The 2,909-nt window shown below is 25.0% G+C and carries 4 protein-coding genes; 1 reads left to right on the forward strand and 3 read right to left on the reverse strand.

The genetic code is table 11. The features are described 5' to 3' along the window. Positions 1 to 227: 227 nt before the first annotated feature. Both J7G74_RS14120 and J7G74_RS14125 read right to left on the reverse strand, forming a co-directional pair. Positions 228 to 764 carry a flavodoxin domain-containing protein gene (locus tag J7G74_RS14120; protein ID WP_297136510.1) on the reverse strand — a complete coding sequence of 179 codons (537 nt, stop codon included), beginning with the start codon at positions 762 to 764 and terminating at the stop codon, positions 228 to 230. Positions 765 to 827: 63 nt separating this feature from the next. Then, a complete protein-coding gene (locus tag J7G74_RS14125; protein WP_297136512.1) occupies positions 828 to 1,433 on the reverse strand; it encodes an NUDIX hydrolase in 606 nt (201 codons plus the stop codon). Between the two features lie 302 nt (positions 1,434 to 1,735). Between J7G74_RS14125 and J7G74_RS14130 the strand changes: the two genes are divergently transcribed. Beyond that, positions 1,736 to 1,996, forward strand: coding sequence for a hypothetical protein (locus tag J7G74_RS14130; RefSeq protein WP_297136513.1), 261 nt, complete (start codon positions 1,736 to 1,738; stop codon positions 1,994 to 1,996). A gap of 30 nt (positions 1,997 to 2,026) precedes the next feature. On the opposite strand, the gene J7G74_RS14135 is transcribed toward J7G74_RS14130, so the two are convergent. After that, positions 2,027 to 2,755, reverse strand: coding sequence for an EcsC family protein (locus tag J7G74_RS14135; RefSeq protein ID WP_297136514.1), 729 nt, complete (start codon positions 2,753 to 2,755; stop codon positions 2,027 to 2,029). Between the last annotated feature and the right edge of the window lie 154 nt (positions 2,756 to 2,909).

Here is a 2,909-nt window from a genome sequence, read left to right on the forward strand (position 1 = left end):
AAATATTATTTAATAACAAAATTATATCATAGCAAAAATACAAAAAAGAGCTATTAATATAAATTAACAACTCTTACTAAGCATTTTTTCATATTATTCAATACTTGTAGCATTAACTGGGTATCCTTCTTCTGCATCTAAGGTATCAACTTCTAGATCTTTGGGAATCTCGTCAACTATTGCCTTCATTTTTGACCTCCACCAAGAATTAAAAATATTATTTCTATCTAGAAATCAAATGTCTTTTTCATTATATAATCTAAAATAGGCTCTATTGATTTTTTATTACTTCTATCCATATCTATATTCTTTTCTAAGTTAATATGTTCATAAGATAACTTATTTTCTTTTTTCTTTTTATTTACTAATCTTCTAAACAATAACTTATCAACAGAGCTTAATTCATTATAATTAATACTTCCTTCTAAAAAAAATATTTTTATTTTTTCTTTCATTTCTTCTTCTACAAAATTATAATCAATTATTTCTTCATGACTTTGTAACCCTAAGTTAGGACAGAAAATAATAATATTTTTATTTTTGATAGTATTATATTTTTCTAATATATAGTCCAGGTTATATATTTTAGAATTATATATTGGGCCACCAAAGACAATAGTTTTATATTTTAATAAATCCCATCTTCCTACATCAGATTCCTCATATAAATCTGCATCTAACTTTATAGCTAACCATCCAGCATATTTCATGGTAGAACCATGTTTACTTTTATAAACAATTGCTATCTTTTTATCATAAGGCACAATAATCCCTCCATATTTTTTTATATTAAATAATCGTAGGAATTATGATTTTATAATTAAATCTTATAAAAACATTTTTTCTCCAAGAACAGCAAAAGTTTGTAAAGCCATATAAGCCCTTATATCTATAGCTTCATTGCCTTTAATTATCTCTTTTGCTTCTTCTTTTGAAACTAAATAAGTTTCAATATCTTCATCTGCTTCTAAATAATCTTTACTAACTTCGCCCTCACAGATACAGTATACAAATGCAACTGATTCATCTGTCATTCCAGGTGATAAATATACTTGATCACAACTTAAATCTTTATTTATTTCTATAACATCAAGACCTGTTTCTTCTTTTAATTCTCTTTTTACTGCACTTTCATAATCTTCATCATCTATGTCAACAAGTCCTGCTGGTAGTTCATAAATATATTTATTAATTGGTACTCTAAATTCTTTTATTATAACTATTTTTTTTAAATCTTTATGATATGCACAAATTATAACTGCATCAATTTTATCTTGCTGATTTTTCAAATATATTTCATTTAATACTTCTTTACTTTTTCTTGATGCAACTGTCCAACTTCTTTCTTCATTATTTTTATTAAAATATTTTACATCGTATAATCCTACAAACTTACTTTCAACCAAAGGTGTAACACTTTTTATTTTGCTCAAAATTGACTCCTCCTCTAAAACTCAATTATTTTATTGTCTCCGCCTTCAAGTTAATCTTCTCATTTTGATTCATCATATACCTTATACTTCATAGTTTATCCTCCTGATAACATTTATTTTAATTAACTTAAAGTTAAATATTTGCTTCATTTATTATACTATAATCCTTCATTTTTTAACAATTAATTCCATAAGCTTTAATTTTTCTTTTAACTAATTACTTATTTTGTCTTTCTTTATATTTTATTAAATTATTGTGAATATATTACCATAAAAATTTAATAATACTAATAATCAGCTTTTTGAAATATTTAACAAAAGGAGTAATTCATATGAATAATAATCTAAACAATTATAGTAATTTCCTGCAAAAACCAGTTGAAATTAATACTGTTTTTAGTACAAATCCTATAATAGGTGAAGTTATCGAAACAACTGATGACTCTATCACTGTAGCTCCAGTATTATCCGTAACCGGCAGTGATTATTACAATAGTAATATTGACAGGGAAAACACTTATTATTTGCCAAATAGTTCTATTTTATCTATGAAAGAATTATAGTTAACTTTTAATCCCTCATTTATGGGGGATTTATATTTTTCTAAATAATTCCAATCTCATTCTATAGGAGTTAATAGCTGTCTCTCCTAACTTGTTTAACAACTTCCCATTAACATAAAAGCCAACAGCTGCCCCAATTCCTGGTACAAGTTGTAAAAGTTTAGCTAAATCTAAATAATCTCTATATTCTTGTTGAAAGGATTTCCAGTCAAAATTATTTATATCATTGGGAAGATTTTCAGAGTATTCATCCCAATTTTCCATTATATCAAAGATTTTCTTACCATAATTTCTACTAGAGAAAGATAACTGTATAATATAAAGAATATAAAGTCTTTCTTTATAATCCCTTACATCAAATCCATATATTGCAGCTAAATCATATAACAACTTTACTTTTATCCCAAGCAATAATGGAAAATCTGCTAATCCAACTAATAATCCAGCTGCACCTGTAGCCACACCTTCTATCCTAGCACTTTTTCTATAATAATTTATTTTATTTCTTGCAATATCTTCTCTTTCTTTTAAAGATAGATTTTTATACGGTTCTTTCGTAATATATTGATATCCAAACAGAACTGACTTTACCATATTTTTAACTGCAGAAGTAACTATTTCATGATATTTTTCAGGCAATAATGAGTTAAACTTTTTTTGGCTTGATGATGTAATTCTATCAATAATAGAAACTTTTTTTCTTATTTCTTTTTTCCATTTCTTATGCTCAATTTGTGATTGTAAAATATAATCTTTCACTTTTTCCTCCTTTAAAATTAAGTGAATCTTTATGTATATTAAATATTCCTAAAATATTAACTTCTACATACATAATATAATACCTCTTAAAGTAAAAAATTTAACTTTTACTGATTATCTAATGTATTATGATGTTCTTTTCTCTTTATTATAT

The sequence above is a fragment of the Terrisporobacter sp. genome, from assembly GCF_017888745.1.
Lineage (GTDB): Bacteria > Bacillota > Clostridia > Peptostreptococcales > Peptostreptococcaceae > Terrisporobacter.